The sequence below is a fragment of the Nocardia coffeae genome (assembly GCF_019890715.1).
Classification (GTDB): domain Bacteria; phylum Actinomycetota; class Actinomycetes; order Mycobacteriales; family Mycobacteriaceae; genus Nocardia; species Nocardia jiangxiensis.
The window spans coordinates 122,501-142,256 of sequence record NZ_JAINZY010000013.1; the positions used below are offsets into that span (position 1 = coordinate 122,501).

A 19,756-nucleotide genomic window follows, 5' to 3' on the forward strand; every position below is an offset into this window, starting at 1 on the left:
GCTCAGCGCAGGTCGCCGTTCTCGGGGGTGTCCGAATCGCCGAATCCGGACTGCTCGGCCAGGAAACGCTCGAATTCCGCGCCCAGTTCCTCACCGGTCGGCAGATCGGCATCGCTGGCCAGCAGGCTGGACTGCCGCTCCTGCGCGGTGACGAAACTGTCGTACTGCCGCTCGAGCGCCTGAACGACCGTCTCCACCTCGGTATTACCCGCGATGTGCTCGTTCACCTGCTCGCGCACCCGCGCCGCGGACTCGCCCAGCGCCGCCAGCGGCAGATCCAGGCCGGCGTTGTCGGCGACGTTCTCCAGCAGGGTCTGCGCGGCCTCGGGATAGGCGGTCTGCGCCAGATAGTGCGGGACGTGCACCGAGAATCCGATCGATTCGTGGCCGTGCTGGGCCATCCGGAACTCCAGCAGCGACGAGGCGCTGCCCGGCACCTGCAACTCGCCCGGCCAGCGCTGATGCTCACCGATCAGGTCGCGGTCGCTGGCATGTGCGGTGACGCCGAGCGGGCGGGTGTGCGGGATCGCCATCGGGATCGCGCTCAGCCCGATCGTGCGGCGCACGCCGAGCTGCTCGGCCAGCAACCGCACCGCGGTCACGAACTTCTCCCAGCGCAGGTCCGGTTCCAGCCCGGCCAGCAGCAGGAACGGGGTGCCCGCGGTGTCCTTCACGGCCCACAGCGTCAGCTCCGGCTCGGCGTAATCGGAGAAGTGGTCGGTCTTGAACGTCATCAGCGGACGGCGCGAGCGATAGTCCAGCAGCTCGTCCACATCGAAGGAGGCCACCAGTTCCGCCTCGAGACTCTCCCGCAGATGGGTGGTCGCCAGGCGTACCGCATGCCCCGCGTCGGTGAAGCCTTCCAAGCCGTGTACCAGCACCGGACCCGCGCCGTCGTCGGAAGACAGCTGCGGAGCGGGGAACTCCAGTTCGTACATTCGCGACTCGTAGTCCTCCATCGCTTACTCCTTCCTGGGTGGTCCGCCACAACCGGTCGGCGGCGGGGCGGTGGCGAACCGTGCGCCGCCTGCCGATGTGGTCTCCATCGGACCACCTTCCATTGTCCCTCATACCGTTCCGGGGCGACGCCGTCGGTCTCGCTTCGCGAGGCCATGCCTGCCTGACAACATGCCGCCGGGCGATCTCATTCCGCGATCGTGCGCCGGATCTCGGTTTCGTCGGATCGATCCGGCCGGGCTGCGTCACGATCGCGCACGCCCTCGGCGCGCCCCCGGCGTGGCGGCAGAGACCGGGTGCGAGCATTGGGCATAGTGTGCCGAGTGAACGTGCCGGAGGCTCCGGATCCGCGACCGCGCCGATTCGGGCGCGGCGGCGTCGCCGGGTGCGCGGCGCTGGGGTTGCTGCTGACCGCGTGCGGCTCGACGGTGTCCGGCCATCCCGATGTCGAATCGCCGCAGGCCACGGTGATCCGGCATATCTCCGCCGATCTCGGAGCGATGCTGCCGACCGCCGCACAGTTTCCCGACACGTACCCGCCCGTGGTGCTGTCCGGCCCGGATGCCCTCGGCGCCGATGCGGATCTGCGCGGCATTCCCTCCGGTGCGACGGTCGATCCGCCGGGCTGTGCGGACTCGGCCCCGTCCGATCCGCAGCGGATCGCGGCGACGGTCGGCACCGACGACGACACCCGCGCGAGCATCACCGTGGAGCTGATCCGTACCACCGACCCGCTCGAGCGTCTGCGCACCTTGCTGCAGCAGTGCGGGACGGTGCGCGCGCAGCACGGGCCGGTCACCAATACCGTTGTCACCCAACTGGATCCGGCCGCGCCGGTGAATGCCGACGATTCGCTCGCCTGGAGTCGCACGGTGAGTGGTCAACGGGGCGGTCCGGGACTGACCCGCTCGATGCGCACCCTCGCGGCGCAGATCGGCGATGTCCGAATCATCGCGACCTACCTGACCTTCGGCGACGACAAACCCGATATGACGGCGCTGGACCAGGTGTTCACCGCGACGGTGCAGGACGTCGGCCAGCGCTGACACGGCACGCGCCCAGCCTGCCCGTTCGGGACCGTAGCAGAAGGCTCCGACAGGAAATGGGTTCCGGGCGACCCCGCCGACGGTGTGGTGCACAGGTTCGGCAGTTCTCCCCAGGCCTGGTGAACGCCCAGGTCGCCGACGTTTCGCGGAACCGGCCGTAGGTCATCGTCGGATGCATGACGACCGCCATCGAACCCACACCGGCCGACGACGAGTTCGCCGGGACCCCGGCCGAACCACCCGCTGATCCCGCCCGGGGCGCGAATCGCGAGCGGCCCGCCCTGCGGGCCGACGATCCGTGCGAATGCATTGCCGCGGTACCCGCTCTGCTCGGATTCGTCCCGCGCCGATCGCTTGTGGTGTATCTGCTGCGCCGGCCGCCGGGCGGGGCCGGTCCGGCAGCGCTGAGTGCGGTGGCGCGCCACGACTTGGAGCCGCCCGGCCGTGGCGGCTGGGCGCGGCTGGCCACCCAGCTGACCGCACTGTGCGTGCGGGAGAACACCATCGCCGTGCTGGCGCTGATCGTCGACGATCGCGCCGGAGCACCCCATTCGGGCAAGCCGGGTGTGCGGTCGGGCCGACATCGCTACCTGGTGCGTGCCCTCGAACGGGCATTGGCCGCCGAGCACATCGCACTGGACGAGGTGTGGGCGGTTCGCGAACTCGCTGCCGGACAGCCGTGGTGGGCCGTTGTGGATCCCGAGGTCGGCGGGGTGCAATCCGATCCGGCCGCCTCGCCGATCGCCCTGGCCGAGGCGGTGGACGGCTATCGGATCAAGGCCTCGCGCGAGGATCTGGAAAGCCTGGTCGCCGTGGACGCACAGCTGTGCGAGGAAGTTCGGCCGGAGGTGGACCGGGCCGGAATACTGGCGGGGCAACGATTCCGGACCGCGATCTTCCGCGACGAGCTGGATCGCTACCGGCGGTCCCTGCTGAACCGGGTTCTCGATCGGGTGGCGGCACTGGCCTCCGAGGGCACCGTGGATGCCCGCGCTCTCGCGGAAACGGCTGTCGCACTGCGAGATCCGACCGTGCGTGACGCGGCGTTCGCGCTGGCGGGCGGCCATCGGGCCGAGGCCGCCGCGCGACTGTGGGCACAACTGTGCCGGGTGCTGACCGGGTCGGATCGAGCCGAGGCGGCCACCCTCTTCGGCTACAGCGCCTACACCCGGGGCGACGGCGTGCTCGCCGGAATCGCCCTGCGAGCAGCGCTGGAATCGGATCCCGACCACACCGTCGCCCGGTTGCTCGATACCGCGCTGGGTACGGGCATGCCGCCGCGCGAGGTTCGCAAACTGGCCTACAGCGGCCGCGCCAAGGCCGCCGAACTGGGGGTCGAGTTCGACCTGCGGGCCGATTGGCTACAGCCGTGAGGGGCGCGGGCGGGTCGGGTGCGGTGCTATCGGGCGCTGTGTGCGCGGTCGCCCAGCGACTGCAGGAAAGCCCAAGCGTCGGTGACGATCTCGTCGAGATCGTTGTGCTCCGGCTGCCAGCCCAACTCGGCGATGGCGCGCTCGCTCGACGCGATCAGGACCGCGGGATCACCCGCGCGACGCGCGGTGTCGACCGAGGCGATCTCCCGCCCGGTGACCCGCTCGCAGGCCGAGATGACCTGGCGCACAGAGAAACCCGTCCCGCTGCCGAGGTTGAAGATGCGATGCTCGCCCGGCTGGGACTGCGCGAGCGCCAGCAGATGGGCCTGCGCCAGATCCCGGATGTGGATGTAATCGCGCACCGCGGTGCCGTCGTCGGTCGGGTAGTCGGTGCCGAAGACCGAGATCGACTTCCGGTGGCCCAGCGCGGTCTGCAGTACGAGAGGGATGAGATGCGTTTCCACGACACGGTTCTCGCCGAGCCCGCCGTAGGCGCCGGCGACGTTGAAATAGCGCAGACTCGTCGCGGCGAGTCCGTGCGCCACCGCGTAGGAGGTGATGGCGTGGTCGATCGCGAGCTTGGACGCACCGTAGGGGTTGGTCGGCCGAGCCGGGGCGGCTTCGGTGATCGGCACCTGCTCGGGCTCGCCGTACACCGCTGCGGTGGAGGAGAACACCAGCCGTGGGGTTTCGGACCGGCGGATCGCCTCGAGCAGGGCGAGTGTCTTGACGACATTGCCGTGCCAGTACTTCTCCGGTTTCTGCACCGACTCACCGACCAGCGATTGCGCGGCGAAATGCAGGACACCGTCGAAGGATTCGGATTCGACGAGTTCCACGCCGACGGTGGCGATATCACCGTCGACGAATTTCGCACCGCTGGGCACGCCCTCGGCATTGCCGGTGGACAGATCGTCGACCACGACCACGTCGTGACCGTCCTCGATCAGGACCTGGGCGCAGACGCCGCCGACATAGCCCGCGCCTCCGGTGACCAGAAGTTTCATATTTCAGACCAGCCTCACCTGGATGGCATGCGCCATCTCGTCCGACAATTCGAATCCACCATGACCCGGCACCGAGATGACCACCACGCCCGGCCGGGTCTCGACGGTGACGCGGGCATCGGGCACCACGCCCACCTCGCGGAGCTGCCCGATGACCTCCGGATCGGTCTGGATGTGCTCGGACAGGCGCCGAACCACCACCGCGACGATCTGTCCGGGCGGCAGATCCGACAGCCGGATCAGCTTCTCCTCGGACGAACCCGCGGCGAGCACGCCCAACTCGTCCAGGCCCGGAATCGGGTTGCCGTACGGGGAAGTGGTGGGGTTGTCGAGTACCTCGACCAGACGGCGCTCGACGTCCTCGCTCATCACGTGTTCCCAGCGGCACGCTTCGGCGTGCACGTTCTGCCAGTCCAGTCCGATGACGTCCACCAGAAGCCGCTCGGCCAAGCGGTGCTTGCGCATCACCGCGACCGCCATGGACCGGCCCTTGTCGGTCAGCTCGAGGTGGCGGTCACCCGCGACCAGCAGCAGCCCGTCGCGTTCCATGCGGGCAACTGTCTGGCTCACCGTCGGGCCGCTCTGCTCGAGGCGTTCGGCGATGCGTGCGCGCAGCGGTGTGACACCCTCCTCCTCGAGGTCGTAAATGGTACGGAGATACATCTCCGTGGTGTCGACCAGATCCTTCACCTGTTACCCCTTCGTCGGCAAAGATTCTACCCACGCGCGGTCGCGGATTGGTGCGCGAGGATATTCGGCTTGTGCTGCGGAAACGCCGGGCTACCCGGGCACGGCCCGACAGCGGCGGAACCCGGCGCGCCGCACTGCCTAGCATTTGTACTGCATAGCAACGACAAAAAGGGGCCGTCCCTTCCCGTGTTCGGTTGTGGGTCACAGCACGGCGACCCGGCGCAGAGGTGCATTAGCGTGACATTCATGGCAAGCGCACTGCCCGACGACCCGGCGGTCGTGTGGACCGATCGGTTCCTGGATTACACCTGGACTCCGGAACATCCGATGAAACCAGCTCGGCTGCAATTCACCATGGCGCTCGCGCGCGGCCTCGGTCTGCTGGAGGGCGTCGAGACGCTCGCGCCCTCGACCGCGGACGAGACGGATCTGTTGCGGATCCACACACCCGCCTACCTGGACGCGGTCCGCCGCGCCGTGCCCGCCGCGCCGGGCGTCCCACCCCCGAGCACCGCACCGTACGGGTTGGGGACACAGGACAATCCGGTGTTCCCGCACATGCACGAGGCGGCGTCGGTGATCGTCGGCGGCACACTGGCCGCGGCGGGTGAGATCGCCGCGGGCCGCACCCGCCGGGCGGTGAGCATCGGCGGTGGTATGCATCACGCGATGGCCGACTCGGCCGCGGGGTTCTGCGTCTACAACGATGTGGCCGTGGCCATCTCGTGGTTGCTGGACCACGGTTTCGATCGCATCGCCTATGTCGATGTCGACGTCCATCACGGCGACGGCGTGCAGCGTGCCTTCTACGGCGATCCGCGGGTGCTGACCATCTCGATCCACCAGCATCCGGCGACCCTGTGGCCCAATACCGGCTGGCCCGACGAGACCGGCGCGGGTGCGGCCGAGGGCTCGGCGGTCAACCTCGCTCTGCTGCCCGGCACTCGGGACGCTCAGTGGCTACGTGGATTTCACGCCGTCGTGCCCGGCGCGCTGGCCGCCTTCCGGCCGCAGTTGTTGATCAGCCAATGCGGTGTCGACACCCACCGCGAGGACCCGCTGGCGGATCTGGAGCTCAGCGTCGACGGGCAGCGCGCGGCGTTCCGGGCGATGCGCGGGTGGGCCGACGAATATGCGCAGGGGCGCTGGCTCGCTGTCGGCGGTGGGGGGTACGGCCTGGTCCGGGTGGTGCCGCGGGCCTGGACCCATCTGTTGGCCGCGGTGCTGGACCGCGATATCGATCCGGCGACCGAGATCCCCGCGGACTGGTTCGCCCAGGTGCGCGCCTACGCGCCCGCGGTGGAACCGCCGCGCACCATGGGCGACGGGATCGCGCCGGACTTCACCCGTTGGGACGGTCCGGGCGGTGCACCCGATTCCGGTGACGCGCGCGCCGACCGGGCGCAGCGCGCGGTGGACACCGCCGTACTGGCCACGCGCCGGGCAGCGTTCCCGCTGCTGGGCCTGGATCCGGAGGACCCTCGTGACTGACACCGAGCACACCCCGCCCCCGCCCGCCTGGCTCGCCGAATTCGGGCCCGACACACCAGAGAGTCCGCCGCCCCCGCCGCAACACTGGCTCGCCGATGTGCTCGCCTCGGACGGCGGCGTGGTGCGGCTGCGCCCGATCACCCCCGACGATGCCGCGGCGATGGAGGAATTCCACGCGCGCCTGTCCGACCGGACCCGCTATCTGCGCTACTTCGGCCCTTATCCGCGGATGACACCCAAGGATCTTTACCGGACCACCCATGTGGACTATCACGATCGGGTCGGTCTGGCGATCGAGCTGGGTGAGGTGATCATCGCGGTCGGCCGCTACGAACTGCTCTCCGATCGGGAGGGGCCGCGCGCGGCGGAGGTGGCGTTCGTGGTCGCCGACGCACATCAGGGCCGCGGTCTGGGCTCGATTCTGCTCGAACATCTCGCGGGTGCGGCAGCGGAGAACGATATCGAGACCTTCGTCGCGGAAGTCCTCGCCGAGAACAACACGATGGTGACGGTCTTCCGGGACGCCGGATATCAGATGCAACGCAGCCGGGACGGGTCGGTCCTGCATCTGGAATTCGCCATCGATCCCACCGAAGCGCTGCTGTCGGTGCGCGATTCGCGCGAACGGGCCTCGGAGGCCCGCAGTGTCGGCAATCTGCTGCACCCGAAGTCGATCGCGGTCATCGGCGCCACGCCGTCCGCGGGCCGGGTCGGTGGTGCGGTGCTGGCGAATCTGCTGTCCGGGGTGTTCCAGGGCCCGGTCTTCCCGGTGAACCCGAATCGCAGCTCGGTGCGCGGCGTGCGGGCGTACAACACCGTGCGCGACATCCCGGACGAGGTGGATCTGGCCGTGGTCGCGGTGCCGTCCGCGGAGATCTCCGCCGTGCTCGACGACTGTATGGCCAAGGGAGTCAAGGGACTCGTGGTGCTGACCGCGGGTTTCTCCGAGACCGGTCCGGCGGGTTATGCCGCCGAACGCGATCTGGTTGCCGCGGCCCGCGGACACGGTATGCGGGTGGTGGGCCCGAGCGCGCTCGGCATCGCCAACACCGATCCGGCTGTTTCGCTGAACGCCACGCTGGCCTCGGTCATGCCGGGGCGCGGGCGGGTCGGATTCTTCTGCCAGTCCGGGCCGCTGGGCGCCGCGATCCTCGGTGAGGCCGCCGCGCGACGGCTCGGGTTGTCCACCTTCGTCTCGGCGGGTAACCGGGCCGATGTTTCCGGCAACGATCTGCTGCAGTACTGGGACAGCGACCCGGATACCGATGTGGTGCTGCTGTATCTGGAGACGTTCGGCAACCCGCGCAAGTTCTCCCGGATCGCGCGGCGGGTCGCGCGCACGAAACCCATCGTGGCCGTGAGCAGCGGCCGCAATGCCACCCGCACCACGCCGCCCTCCTCGCTGGAACGCTCGGTGGAGCGAGATCTGTTCGCGCAGGCGGGAATCGTGCAGGTCGATACGATCTCCGAACTGTTCGACTGCGCGATGCTGCTGGCCTATCAGCCGCTGCCCGCCGGGCCGCGACTCGCGGTGATCGGCAACAGCGCCGCCCTGGGTTGGCTGGCGGTGGACGCGGCCCGTGGCGCGGAGCTCGAGGTGCGTGATCCGGTGGATCTCGGGCCGCAGGCCGGACCCGAGGACTTCCTCACGGCTGTGGCGGCTGCCGTGGCCTCGGAACAAGTCGACGCGGTGATCGTGATCTTCGCACCGCCCGTGCCGACGGCAGTGCCCGCCTACGCCGAAGCGATTCGATCCGGTGCCGAATCCGCCGTCGCCAAGCCGGTGCTGACCACGTTCGTCGCCGATCACGGAATGCCGAATCTGCTCGCCACCAGAGGGACCGGAGGTGTGGTCAGGAGCGGGTCCATCCCGTCCTATCCGGACCCCGAGCGCGCGGCGCGGGCGCTGGGCCGCGTGCAGCGCTATGCCGAGTGGCGCAACACGCCCGTCTCGACGACCCGGCGGCCCGCGGGGCTGGATACCGAACGGGCGCGAAATCTGGTGGAGCAGTGGATGGTCCGCTCCCCCGAGGGGGACTGGCTCGGTGATCTCGAGGCGGTGCAGCTGCTGGACTGCTACGGCATCGGAATCGTCGAGTTCCGTGAGGTTCGCGATGCCGCGGCGGCGGAGGCGGCGGCCGAGGAACTCGGCTATCCGGTCGCGGCGAAGGCCACCGGTGAACTGTGGCGCAACCGTTCGGATCTCAACGGTGTGCGATTGGATCTGTGGCGGCCCTCGGCGGTGCAGCGTGCCTACGCCGACCTGGCCGAGGTGTCGAGCAATGCGGTCGTGCACATTCAGCGGATGGCCACCAAGGGAGTCGGCTGTGTGTTGCGCGTCCAGGACGATCCGTCATTCGGATCGGTGATCAGCTTCGGATTGTCCGGCACGATCATCGATCTGCTGGGCGACCGCGTCTATCGTGCCCTTCCGTTGTCGGAGGGGGAATCGATCGCACTCATCGATGCCCCGCGCGCCGCCCCGCTGCTGGAAGGCAGAACCGGAGTGTCGGGCAGGACCATCGGCGAACCGGTGGACAAGAGCGCACTATCCGAACTGGCGCAACGTATTTCGGCGATGTGCGACGATCTGCCGGAGGTACGCGAGCTGGCGGTCGAGCCGATTTTGGCCTCACCGGAGGGGGCCGCGGTGCTGTACGGCCGCGTCCGCATCGGGCCCGAGCCCAACCACTTCGATATCGGTCCGCGCCGCCTGGGATGAGTGCGGCGCCGACCGGGTGCCGGTGTGGTGATCAGGCCGGGCAGGTCAGGTCCTGACCGGCCTGCCGGATATCCGACGTCGAAGGTTCCGTCGCCGAGGGGGACGGAAACGAGCTGCGGAAGGTGAAGGCGTATTCGGTCGGGCCGTGCGCACGCAGGTGGGTGATGCGCTGCTCGGCCTCGGCCACGGTCGGCAGGTGGCCGGCCGGCACCCACCACAGTGCCTGATACGCCTCGGACATGGTCTCGAACCAGGTGCGGCGCTGACGCATGATCCGCACGTGGTCGCTGTGGTAGACGAATTCGGTCAGCGATGTCATCGAGGACCAGACGCTCATATTGACGATCAGCCGGTCGTCGTCGAGGAGCCGGATGGCGGTCGCGTCACCGTCCTCGGTCTGCAATCGCCAGACGAAACCGGGTGCGGCATCGGCGAGCGCGTTGATCTCGTCCAGAGCGGCGACGAAACCGGACAGGCGCGCGGAGGTGAGTGGTTCGAGCGGCAGGGCGATGTTCACTTGGGCGAGGTGATGGCCGGACATGACACGAGCGTAACTCGGAAGTGAGGATATCTTCTCAGTAATGGTGATTGTTCGATGCTCGGGGCCCGGCGACGTGGCGACGGTCGGGCAGTGGTCGATACTGGAGCGCATGCGCGAAGATCAGATCGAAACTGCCACTGCGCCGCTGCGGGACGATATCCGCTTCCTGGGAGCGATCCTGGGGGAGACGATCAGAGGTCACGAAGGGCCCGAGGTTTTCGATCTCATCGAACGGGTCCGGGTCGAGGCGTTCCGGGTCCGGCGATCGGAGGTGGAACGCAGCGCGGTCGCGGATATGGTGCGCGACACCGATATTCGTACCGCGCTTCCGTTGATCCGGGCGTTCAGCCACTTCCTGCTGCTGGCCAATCTGGCCGAGGATCTGCAACGCGACCGGCGTCGCGCGGTGCACGTGGCGGCCGGGGAGCCGCCGCAGGAGTCCAGCCTCGCGGCCACCTATCGCAAACTCGACGCCGCGCGCCCCGACGGCGCGCTGGTCGCCGATCTGCTCGACGATGCGGTGATGTCACCGGTCATCACCGCGCATCCGACCGAGACCCGCCGCCGGACCGTGTTCGACGTGCAGTCCCGCATCACCGATCTGATGCGGCAGCGACAGCGCTACACCGAGAGCGAACCGCAGTACGCGGAACTGGAGACCGGACTGCGCCGCCAGGTGCTCACCCTGTGGCGCAGCGCGCTGATTCGTCTGGCGCGCTTGCGGATCCAGGACGAGATCGAGGTCGGCCTGCGCTACTACGATCTGACGCTGCTCGAGGTGATGCCGCGGATCAACGCCGATGTGCGCGCCGCACTGCGCACCCGCTGGCCCGAGTATTCGCTGCTACGCCGCCCGATCCTGCGTCCGGGCTCGTGGATCGGCGGCGATCGGGACGGCAATCCGAACGTCACCGGCGAGGTGGTGCACCGCGCCACCCATCGTGCCGGCGCGGTTGCCCTCGGGCACTATCTGACCGAATTGGTCGGTCTGGAGAAGACGCTGTCGTTGTCGGCACGCCTGGCGGCGGTGACCGATGATCTCGCCCGCCTGGCCGAGACATCGTTCGACGATTCGCCGCAGCGCGCGGACGAGCCGTATCGCCGCGCCGTGCGCGGCATCCGAATTCGGCTGACCGCCACCGCACGTCGCGCTCTGGGCGAGATCCCCGCCGACGGCGTCGACCTCGACGTACTCGGCGTCGAGGTGGAGCCCTATGCCACCGCTCAGGATCTGCTGGACGATCTGGCCGTTGTGGACGTTTCGCTGCGCGCCTCCGGTGACGGCCTGCTCGCCGACGACCGGCTGGCCGCGCTGCGCGGTGCGGTCGAGACGTTCGGATTCCATCTGCAGGGCCTGGATATGCGGCAGAACTCCGAGACGCACGAGCAGGTGGTCGCCGAATTGCTGGCCTGGGCCGGAGTTCACGCCGATTATGCGAGCTTGCCCGAGGATCGTCGCGTGGAGTTGCTGGCGGCGGAACTCGGCACCCGCCGCCCGTTGCTGGGGCCGGGTGCACGGCTGAGCGATCTGGCCGCCAAGGAGCTGGGCGTGCTGCGCGCGGCCAAGGCCGCTCTGGACGATCTGGGACCGGACACCGTGCCCAACTACATCATCAGCATGTGCACCTCGGTCAGCGACCTGCTCGAGGCCGCGTTGCTGTTGAAGGAGGCAGGAATCCTCGATCCCGGCGATGCGAACTCCCCGCCGAGCAGTCCGGCGGGAGTGGTGCCGCTGTTCGAGACCATCGAGGATCTGCGTCAGGGTGCGCAGACCCTGGTCGCGGCGCTCGAGGTTCCGGCTTATCACCGGCTGGTGGCCGCCCGGGGTATGCGGCAGGAGGTCATGCTCGGTTACTCCGATTCCAACAAGGACGGCGGATATCTGGCCGCGAACTGGGCACTGTACCGGGCCGAGCTGGATCTGGTGGAGGCCGCGCGCAAGACCGGAATTCGGTTGCGGCTGTTCCACGGTCGTGGCGGCACGGTCGGTCGTGGCGGCGGTCGCAGCTACGACGCCATCCTCGCGCAGCCGGCCGGGGCGGTGCGCGGTTCGCTGCGGCTCACCGAACAGGGGGAGGTGATTTCCACCAAGTACGCCGAGCAGGGCGCGGCCTACCGCAACCTGGAAGCGCTGGTCGCGGGCACGTTGGAGTCGACGCTGCTGGATGTGGAGGGCTTGGGGGCCGACGCCGAACCGGCCTACGAGCTGTTCGACGAACTCGCCGAGCTGGCCCGGCAGGCGTATGCGCGGCTGGTGCACGAGACGCCCGGTTTCGTGGAGTACTTCCGCGCCTCGACGCCGATCGCCGAGGTCGGAGATCTCAATCTGGGCAGTCGCCCCGCCTCGCGCAAGCCGACCAGCTCGGTCGGCGATCTGCGGGCGATCCCGTGGGTGATGGCGTGGAGTCAGTCGCGGGTGATGCTGCCGGGCTGGTACGGCACCGGCACCGCGATCGAGCAGTGGGCGGGCGAGGACCCCGAGCGGATGGCGGTCCTGGCCGATCTGTACCGCCGCTGGCCGTTCTTCCGGACGGTCATGTCGAACCTCGCCCAGGTGATGGCCAAGGCCGATCTGGACATCGCCGCCCACTATGCCGAACTGGTCGAGGACGAGGCGTTGCGCGAGAACATCTTCGGCATGATCCGGGACGAATTCGACCGCACCGTTCGCATGCACGCGGCCGTCACCGGCAGCGACCACCTGCTGGCCGACAACCCCGCCCTGGCCGAATCCATCCGCAACCGTTTCCCCTATCTCGAACCGCTCAACCAGATGCAGGTCGAACTGCTGCGCCGCCGTCGCGCCGGAGACGATTCCGAACTCGTCGAACGCGGCATCCTGCTCACGATGAACGGCCTCGCCACAGCGCTGCGTAATTCGGGGTAGTGGCTCGTCGCGGGCGGCCACCCTCGGCTCGCCCGCGATATGCGTGATGGACGTGCCGAGGATCATCGCGCGATCAGCCGATGTCGGCGTAATCCCTTGCCGCGCTGCAAAGTACGGACTTCGGTGCTGATCCGCATCGGAATCCTGTGCCGCACTGCGTGATCCGTGGTGTCGGCGACGTTTGCGGATGCTTCGTCGGTCAGTGGCTCGAACCGTGTTACATGGATGCCGATAGGTAGGTTATTTCCTATGTTTGACAGGTAGGAAATAACCTACCTATAGTGGCGAGCATGGCTCAGCAGGTCGATTATGCGAATGCGGATCGGGTGTTCGCGGCGCTGGCGAACCCCACCCGGCGGGAGATTCTGGAAATGCTGCTCGACGGTGAACGGACCGTGCAGATCATCGCCGAGCGGTTCGAGATGACCCGGCCGAGCGTGTCCGAGCATCTGCGGGTGCTGCGTGAGTGCGGGCTCGTCGGTGAGGACAAGCGCGGTCGCTATCGCTACTACCGCGTCGAACCCGAACCATTGCACGAGTTGCAGACCTGGCTGAGCCCGTTCGAGCGCTACTGGCGTGCGCGGCTGAGTGCCCTGGGTGATGTGCTCGACGCCATGCCCGACGACCCCGATGACACCGAGGAGTGACCGTGAGCGACACCGCCACCGCGATAGAACTGGACCACTACTACCCGCACCCGCCCGAGAAGGTGTGGCGCGCGCTCACCACGCCGAAACTGATGGCGCGGTGGATGATGGAACCGATCGGCTTCGAGCCGGTGGCGGGCAACATCTTCGAGATGAAGACCCGCCCGATGCCCGGCCAGAACTTTTCCGGCCACATTCGTGGCGAGGTGCTCGAGGCCGCCGCGCCCGAACTGCTCCGCATGACCTGGAACGACGCGCAGATGGACACCCCGACCGGCTGGATCATCAGCTGGCAATTGCGCCCGGAAGGTCACGGCACCCGAATCCTGTTCAGCCACAGCGGCTTCGACCCCGACAACCCGCTCATGCAACGCGCCCGCTCCATCATGAGCCCAGGCTGGGCCGCCATGCTCGACAGCCTGGAAACCGTGCTCGCCGAAGCGAATTGAGTACCGGAGCCGAGCGATGACGATGGCCCGGGATCGTCCTGTCCGCTCGCGCGCATGTGCGAGCGCGCGGTCTCGGTGCGCCGCATCCTCGCGATCGGACGATCCTCGGCCGCGGCGGCACTTCACCTGCGCGATTTGTCGTGCCCGGGAGCGGTTGCGGGTGAGGCAGGGCTAAGCGTTCAGGACCCCGACACCGGGACGATATCGGCAACGATGCGGTGGATCGTTCCGTCCGGGATATCGAAGGTCTCGGTAATGTCGACCGTGACCAGGCGCTGCCCGGCCAGACCCGAATCCAGGTGGTATCGCGCGGTCACCACATTGCCCGCAGTGCTCAGCCGGACGTCGTAGATGCGCTGAACGAGCTGATACTGCGGGCCGCTGTCCAGATCGTGCGTGAGTTGCGGGCCGGAGTAGCCGGTCTGGATACCGGCCTCCACCCGCGTGCAGTCGGGTGCGAACGGCACGTCGGCGGCATTGTGCGAGGTCAGCGCGTCGAGGTAGGCCATCGCGATCGTCTCGCGCTGGTTGGCAGGTGCGGCGGTGGCGCTCGGCGCGGTGGCCAGTGCGGCCAGCAGCGGCAGCGCCAGAATTGAAACCCGTTTCAATTGCATGGAGTGATCGTAGGAGATCGTGCCGCGCTGGAACAGCCGAGATCGCTCAGCTCTCGCGCACCTCGACACCGCGCCAGAATGCGACGTAGTTTTTGATGTTCTCGGCTGCGGGGAGTGGCTCGGGGTAGTACCAGGCCGCGTCGGGGTTCTTCGTGCCATCGACCGCGACCGTGTAGTAGCTGGCCTCGCCCTTCCATCCGCAGATGGTGTGCTTCTCGGATGCCTCGAAGAACTGCCGATCGATCGAATCGGGCGGGAAGTAGTGGTTGCCCTCGACCACGATGGTGGCGTCGCTGTCGGCGAGTTGCTGTCCGTTCCAGATGGCTTTGGTCATGGAACCCATTGTGCCGCAACCGATCATCAATTCAACCGATCTTTTGTTTCAACCGATCGGCGATTACAGCGCCGGCCGGTTCGCGCAAGTACCCGGAGGGGTGGGACGCGCGTCGCCGACCGGCGCTTCGGGTGACCGGATCGGGGCCGGTCACCGCGGTGGAGCTGGGCCGGATTCCGGACGGCCCAGCGTCTGGGGGGATCTAGCTGGCGTAGGCGCGCAGGCGGTCGGCCCGCTCACCCTTGCGGAGCTTGGCCATCACCTCGCGCTCGATCTGCCGAACGCGCTCGCGGGACAGGCCGAACAACTTGCCGATCTGGTCCAGGGTGCGGGGCTGACCGTCGTCCAGGCCGAAGCGCAGACGGATGACCTGCTGCTCACGCTCGTCCAGGGTGGCCAGCACGCTGCGGACGTCGTTGTGCATGATCCCGGCGATGACGGCGCTCTCGGCGGAGGTGGCCTCGGAATCCTCGATGAAATCACCGAGGGGAGCCTCCTCGTCGTTGCCGACGGGCATGTCCAGGCTTACCGGATCGCGGCTGTGGTCCAGCAGATCGGCGATCTTCTCGACCGGAATGCCCGATTCGTTGGCCAGTTCCTCGTCGGTGGCCTCGCGGCCGAGCTGCTGATGCAGTTCGCGCTTGATCCGAGCGAGCTTGTTGACCTGCTCGACCAGGTGGACGGGCAGCCGGATGGTGCGGCTCTGATCGGCCATACCGCGGGTGATGGCCTGCCGGATCCACCAGGTGGCGTAGGTGGAGAACTTGAATCCCTTGGCGTAGTCGAACTTCTCCATCGCCCGGATGAGACCCAGGTTGCCCTCCTGGATCAGGTCCAGCAGCGGCATGCCGCGACCGGTGTAGCGCTTGGCCAGCGAAACCACCAGGCGCAGGTTGGCCTCGAGCAGGTGCTGGCGGGCGGCCTGGCCGTCCCGGACCAGAACCGCGAGGTCGCGCTTGCGGGTGGCGGCCATCCGCTTACCGGTCTCCAACAGGTGTTGGGCGTAGAGGCCCGCCTCGATGCGCTTGGCCAGCTCGACCTCGTCGGCGGCCGTGAGCAGCGCAGTCTTGCCGATCCCATTCAGGTACACGCGTACCAGGTCGGCTGCGGGGCTCGTGGCGTCGAGGTCCTGATCGCTGGCGCGCAGCCCAGTGGTGGCGGGGCTTGTCATGACTTGCCTCCTGTCGGTGGTGTCTCACTCCGATCAACGGACCCGACACTGGGAAAGTTCCCCGCCACCCCTGCGATAAACCGTGCTGAGCTGCGGCTTTCTCCGTACCCATCTGAGAAGTTCCTAAGAAGGAACCAGCCGGGGAACGCCGCGGGGGTGACGGATCACGCCGGGAAGATCAGGCCGTGCCGAACCAATCCGGTGACGATCGTCAGTGCGGTGGCACGGAATTCGGCTGTCGCCTCCGCGCCGGTGTGACCGACCGCTAGCAGATCGATCAGTTCGTGTAACGGCAGGCCGTCGACCCGCATTCCCGCGAGCAGGGCGGCGGTGGAGTCGTCCACCTCGTGCTGCCAGCGCGGACCGTTCCCGCGATGCAGCCGCGCGACCTGCTGCTCCCAGCCGTCCGGCCCGGCGAGGTAGACCCGCTCGAGCGCGGTCGCCGCATCCACCCCGAAACGCGCGGACCAGGCCAGATCCGGATCCGCCGCCACCGCACGCAACCACGCCGAACGTTCGAAGTAGGCGCTGGCCTCGGGGCCGAGCGGATCGTCGAAACCGTGCGTGAGGTCCTCGGCGAGCAGTTCGGTCGGTCCGTCGATCGCGCGCAGATAGACGAAGCCGAACCCGATGCCCTCGACGTCGGCGTCCTCGAAGGCGTCCAGCCATGCCTGGGCACGTTCCTGGGCGTCGCGATCGCGCGGATCCAGACCGGCGTCGCGCAGCCAGGTCCCCACGTAGAGGGCGGGATCGGCGACGTCGCGCTGCACGATCCAGGCGTCCACGCCGTGATCGGGCAGCCACGAGGACACCCGGGCGCGCCAGTCCGCACCACTGCGATGCACCCAGGAGGCCAGCATGGCCGCGGTGCCGCCCGGTGCGAGCAGTTCGGGCGCTCGCGAGACGACCAGTTCGCTGGCGCCGTCCAGGGCCAGACCCGAATCGCGATAGGTGTGTTCCACCCGGGCGGGACCGACCACGAACGGGGGATTGGCGACCACCTGGTCGAAGCGGCGTCCGGCGACCGGTTCGAACCAGCTGCCCTGCAGCAGTTCGATATCCAGTCCGTCGAGCGCGGCCGTGGCCTGGGCCAGCCACAGCGCTCGCGCGCTGACGTCGGTACCGGTCACCGTGCGCGCGTATCCGGCCGCGTGCACCGCCTGCACGCCGCATCCGGTGCCCAGATCCAGGACCGAGTCGACCGGATCGGTCGGGGTGGCGCGCAGCAGCGACAGCGACGCCTGGCCGACGCCCAGGACGTGATCGGCGCTCAGGGTGCGGCGCCGGACCGAATCGTCCAGATCCGAGAGCACCCAGCGGGTTCCGCCGCCGAGGTCCAGCGGGCGCAGGTCGAGGGCGGCCCGCACGTTGTCGCCGTCCCGCTCGAGCAGTCCGGCGGCCACCGCGCGGTCCAGATCCAGCGGTGCGAGCGCGGCCGCGACCTCGCGTTCGGGTTCCGGATCGCCGAGCAACAGCAGACGGACCAGCGTGCCCAGCTCGCCCGCATCGCGGACCGCGCGGCGCACCGGCACCGGCTCCGACCGGCCCAGGGCGGTGTGCGCGTCGTCGCCGAGCACCTCGAGCAGGGTGTCCGCGTCGTAGCGGGCGCGAGTGAGCGCGGTGCGCAGATCGGGTGCCAGCGCGGCCAGCGGTGAGACGACGGTCGTCGGGTTCGGGGGCATGACTGGCAACTCTGCCAGGATCGCCGTCGAACACCTGGTGGTGGGGCCGAGTGACCAGCGGGTTCACGGTGGGTGATGTATGTCACGACCGAGGCCCATCACAGATCTGCGCCGACCGGCATCTCATCTACGACCCGTCGATGACAGGAGGCTGGAGATGAAGGTCCTGGTGATAGGTGCCGGATATGCGGGCACGATCGCGGCGAATCGGCTCGCGCGCAAGGTCGCCGACGCCGAGATCACGGTGATCAATCCGCGGCCGGAATTCGTCGAGCGGGTGCGGCTGCATCAGCAGATCGCCGGTTCGGGAGCGGCCGCGACGCCGCTCACCGAGATGCTGCGCCCCGAAATCGAGACCCGGATCGGCACCGTCGACAAGATCGGCGACGGCAGCGTGCGACTGGACGACGGCGCGGATATCGCCTTCGACCATCTGTTCCTGGCCGTCGGCAGCACCGTCGAACCGCCGCCTGGCGCGATCGCGGTGGGGACGTGGGAGGGCGCGCGGACCGCGCGGACGAGACTGATCGGGCTCACCGCCGGAGGATCGGTGACCGTCGTCGGCGGCGGGCTGACCGGTATCGAGACCGCCGCCGAGGTCGCCGAGGCCCGGCCCGATCTGCGTGTGCGCCTGGTGGGACCGACGATCGGGGCGAGTCTGTCCGAAGGCGCGCGACGTCGGGTGCGTACGGGGTTGGCACGCCTCGGCGTGGACATCGTCGAGGACGCCGTCGAGAAGGTTCGCGAGGACGCCGTCGCGCTGCGCTCGGGCGTGGAACTCGCCTCGGCTCTGACGCTGTGGGCGATCGTGGCCGATGTGCCCGATCTGGCGGCGCGCAGCGGGTTGACCGTCCGCCCGGACGGCCGCGCGGTCGTGGACGACTACCTTCGAAGCGTGGACGATTCGCGCATCTTCGTGATCGGTGACTGTGCGGCGGTTCCGGGTGCGCGATTGGCCTGTGCCACAGCCGAACCGCAGGGCGCACACGCCGCGAACACGCTGGCCCGACTGGTGGCCGGACGCGCACCGCGGCCGTATTCCATGGGCTACAGCGGTCAGGGCCTGAGCCTGGGTCGCCGCGACGCGGTGATCCAGGTCGGCCGCCGCGACGATTCGCCGCGCCGGATGTTCCTGGCCGGACGAACCGGCGCGGTCATCAAGGAGAGCATCTGCCGTTTCGCGAAATACGGTTCGCGGACGGCGAATTACGCATGGCTGCCGGGACCGAAGTGAGTTCGCCGCTGGATGCGGACGCGGAGTTCACCGCGCATCGCCCCCTGCTGTTCTCGATCGCCTACGAGATCCTCGGCTCGGTCGGCGACGCGGAGGACGTCCTGCAGGACAGCTATCTGCGCTGGCGCACGGCCGATCTCACCGGGATCGGCAATCCGCGGGCCTATCTCGCGCAGGTCGTCACCCGGCAGGCGATGACGGCGTTGCGTTCCGCGGCTCGCCGCCGGGAGAGCTATGTGGGCCCGTGGCTGCCCGAACCGCTGGCCGCGGGCGGGCAGGATCCGCCCGAGGGCATCCGGCACGTGCTCAGCGGTGAGGCGGTCACCACCGCGATGCTGCTGATCCTCGAGACGCTCACCCCACTGCAACGCGCGGTGTTCGTCCTGCGGGAGGTGTTCGAATTCGGCTATGCCGAAATCGCTTCCGCGGTCGGCAGATCCGAACCCGCTGTGCGGCAGGTGAATCAGCGTGCCCGCGAGCACGTTCGCGCCCGGCGCGAATCGGTGTACGGCGCGGTCGCGGTCCCCGCCGACGCCGCCTCGGTCGCCGAACGGTTCTCGATCGCCGCCGCCACCGGCAACGTGCAGTCCCTGATGGACGTCCTCGCACCCGACGTGGTCTTCCTCGCCGACGGTGGCGGCGTCGTCAACGCGGCGCGGTGCCCGGTGCACGGTCCGGACAAGGTGGCTCGCCTGTTGATCGGGCTGATGACCAAGGGGCAGCGGATGGGCGAATTGGACATCCGCTTCGCGGTCTACAACGGGATGCCGGCCGTGGCTGCCTCGATCGACGGCGTACTGGACCAGGTGACCTCCATCGAGGTGCGCGGCGGTCTCGTCACGGCGGTCTACTGCGTCCGTAATCCGGAGAAGCTGGGAATGATCGTGAACTCGTAGGCACGGAGACCAAAC

The 19,756-nt window shown here is 68.6% G+C and carries 17 protein-coding genes; 9 read left to right on the forward strand and 8 right to left on the reverse strand.

Annotation, left to right across the window (positions count from 1 at the left end; all coding sequences use genetic code 11):
* Window positions 1-2: 2 nt before the first annotated feature.
* Window positions 3-959: a proteasome assembly chaperone family protein gene (locus K7711_RS35745; protein ID WP_222975292.1), complete on the reverse strand. Its 957-nt coding sequence runs from the start codon at window positions 957-959 to the stop codon at window positions 3-5.
* A gap of 321 nt (window positions 960-1,280) precedes the next feature.
* Here K7711_RS35745 and K7711_RS35750 point away from each other — a divergent pair, with 321 nt between their 5' ends.
* Together K7711_RS35750 and K7711_RS35755 are read left to right on the forward strand one after the other, a co-directional pair.
* Window positions 1,281-2,003, forward strand: coding sequence for a DUF5642 family protein (locus K7711_RS35750; protein ID WP_308015102.1), 723 nt, complete (start codon window positions 1,281-1,283; stop codon window positions 2,001-2,003).
* Between the two features lie 176 nt (window positions 2,004-2,179).
* Window positions 2,180-3,376, forward strand: coding sequence for a DUF4192 domain-containing protein (locus tag K7711_RS35755; RefSeq protein ID WP_222975294.1), 1,197 nt, complete (start codon window positions 2,180-2,182; stop codon window positions 3,374-3,376).
* 26 nt (window positions 3,377-3,402) lie between these two features.
* Here K7711_RS35755 and galE read toward each other — a convergent pair whose 3' ends face one another.
* Together galE and K7711_RS35765 are read right to left on the reverse strand one after the other, a co-directional pair.
* Window positions 3,403-4,383 carry a UDP-glucose 4-epimerase GalE gene (galE, locus tag K7711_RS35760; protein WP_222975296.1) on the reverse strand — a complete coding sequence of 327 codons (981 nt, stop codon included), beginning with the start codon at window positions 4,381-4,383 and terminating at the stop codon, window positions 3,403-3,405.
* A gap of 3 nt (window positions 4,384-4,386) precedes the next feature.
* Window positions 4,387-5,073, reverse strand: a complete 687-nt coding sequence (locus K7711_RS35765) for an iron-dependent transcriptional repressor DtxR (RefSeq protein ID WP_040823761.1) — start codon at window positions 5,071-5,073, stop codon at window positions 4,387-4,389.
* 246 nt (window positions 5,074-5,319) lie between these two features.
* On the opposite strand from K7711_RS35765, the gene K7711_RS35770 reads away from it, so the two are divergent.
* Window positions 5,320-6,564 carry an acetoin utilization protein AcuC gene (locus K7711_RS35770; protein ID WP_222975297.1) on the forward strand — a complete coding sequence of 415 codons (1,245 nt, stop codon included), beginning with the start codon at window positions 5,320-5,322 and terminating at the stop codon, window positions 6,562-6,564.
* Window positions 6,565-6,661: 97 nt separating this feature from the next.
* Complete coding sequence (locus K7711_RS35775) at window positions 6,662-9,286, forward strand: bifunctional acetate--CoA ligase family protein/GNAT family N-acetyltransferase (protein ID WP_308015113.1); 2,625 nt, start codon at window positions 6,662-6,664, stop codon at window positions 9,284-9,286.
* Window positions 9,287-9,317: 31 nt separating this feature from the next.
* Here the strand turns inward: K7711_RS35775 and K7711_RS35780 are convergent, their stop codons facing one another.
* Window positions 9,318-9,827 (reverse strand): DUF3291 domain-containing protein, encoded by a 510-nt coding sequence (locus K7711_RS35780; RefSeq protein WP_222975299.1) that lies wholly within the window; start codon window positions 9,825-9,827, stop codon window positions 9,318-9,320.
* Between the two features lie 109 nt (window positions 9,828-9,936).
* Here K7711_RS35780 and ppc point away from each other — a divergent pair, with 109 nt between their 5' ends.
* The 3 genes from ppc to K7711_RS35795 all read left to right on the forward strand — a co-directional run bounded on the left by ppc (window position 9,937) and on the right by K7711_RS35795 (window position 13,810).
* Entirely contained in the window at window positions 9,937-12,714 is a 2,778-nt protein-coding gene (gene ppc, locus K7711_RS35785) for a phosphoenolpyruvate carboxylase (protein WP_222975549.1), read from the forward strand.
* Between the two features lie 290 nt (window positions 12,715-13,004).
* Entirely contained in the window at window positions 13,005-13,361 is a 357-nt protein-coding gene (locus K7711_RS35790) for an ArsR/SmtB family transcription factor (protein ID WP_222975300.1), read from the forward strand.
* 2 nt (window positions 13,362-13,363) lie between these two features.
* On the forward strand, window positions 13,364-13,810 hold the full coding sequence (locus K7711_RS35795; RefSeq protein WP_222975301.1) for an SRPBCC family protein: 447 nt from the start codon (window positions 13,364-13,366) through the stop codon (window positions 13,808-13,810).
* Window positions 13,811-13,989: 179 nt separating this feature from the next.
* Here the strand turns inward: K7711_RS35795 and K7711_RS35800 are convergent, their stop codons facing one another.
* From K7711_RS35800 to K7711_RS35815, 4 genes are all read right to left on the reverse strand, one after another.
* Complete coding sequence (locus K7711_RS35800; RefSeq protein WP_222975302.1) at window positions 13,990-14,424, reverse strand: DUF8021 domain-containing protein; 435 nt, start codon at window positions 14,422-14,424, stop codon at window positions 13,990-13,992.
* A 46-nt stretch (window positions 14,425-14,470) separates the two neighbouring features.
* Window positions 14,471-14,758, reverse strand: coding sequence for a DUF427 domain-containing protein (locus K7711_RS35805; protein WP_222975303.1), 288 nt, complete (start codon window positions 14,756-14,758; stop codon window positions 14,471-14,473).
* A 202-nt stretch (window positions 14,759-14,960) separates the two neighbouring features.
* Window positions 14,961-15,929, reverse strand: coding sequence for a sigma-70 family RNA polymerase sigma factor (locus K7711_RS35810; protein ID WP_040823752.1), 969 nt, complete (start codon window positions 15,927-15,929; stop codon window positions 14,961-14,963).
* Between the two features lie 164 nt (window positions 15,930-16,093).
* Window positions 16,094-17,611, reverse strand: a complete 1,518-nt coding sequence (locus tag K7711_RS35815; protein WP_222975304.1) for a DUF7782 domain-containing protein — start codon at window positions 17,609-17,611, stop codon at window positions 16,094-16,096.
* 157 nt (window positions 17,612-17,768) lie between these two features.
* On the opposite strand from K7711_RS35815, the gene K7711_RS35820 reads away from it, so the two are divergent.
* Both K7711_RS35820 and K7711_RS35825 read left to right on the forward strand, forming a co-directional pair.
* Window positions 17,769-18,845 (forward strand): NAD(P)/FAD-dependent oxidoreductase, encoded by a 1,077-nt coding sequence (locus K7711_RS35820; RefSeq protein ID WP_222975305.1) that lies wholly within the window; start codon window positions 17,769-17,771, stop codon window positions 18,843-18,845.
* Entirely contained in the window at window positions 18,824-19,741 is a 918-nt protein-coding gene (locus K7711_RS35825) for an RNA polymerase sigma-70 factor (RefSeq protein WP_222975306.1), read from the forward strand. Before K7711_RS35820 ends, K7711_RS35825 begins: the two co-directional genes overlap by 22 nt.
* Window positions 19,742-19,756 lie beyond the last annotated feature (15 nt).